Origin of the sequence: Pseudomonas sp. SIMBA_068 (assembly GCF_046534705.1) — a bacterium.
Classification (GTDB): domain Bacteria; phylum Pseudomonadota; class Gammaproteobacteria; order Pseudomonadales; family Pseudomonadaceae; genus Aquipseudomonas; species Aquipseudomonas putida.
The window spans coordinates 1-269 of the sequence record NZ_JAWRYI010000590.1 but is presented as its reverse complement, the minus strand read 5'-3'; the positions used below and the strand labels follow the sequence as shown (position 1 = coordinate 269).

Annotated in this window: 1 protein-coding gene; it reads right to left on the bottom strand. The window is 37.9% G+C overall.

Going from position 1 to position 269, the window contains the following annotated elements; genetic code table 11:
• The coding region (locus tag SB756_RS30545; protein WP_410913304.1) for a hypothetical protein at positions 1 to 269 on the bottom strand (269 nt) is incomplete at both ends.

Sequence of the window (269 nt, the reverse complement as noted above, 5' to 3'; positions counted from 1 at the left end):
CCCACTGCCACATTTTATGACTAAGCGTCGGATGATTTTCATAAAATTGATGCGAAAAAACTAAATAACCAAGCGTAAATTCGTATGGGGGAAATAGTGCTTTTACATCGGTGTCACTATAAGGGTAACTAGACGCTTTAATTTTATCAACTTGGCAAATATCTATGCTTGAGTCCACAACCCCTTTGTTAAGTAGCTCAAATGCACTTTCTTTTGACACCGTCTCGTGAACAAAAAGAGGTTCTTTTTTTAAAACAGCGCTCAAGCCA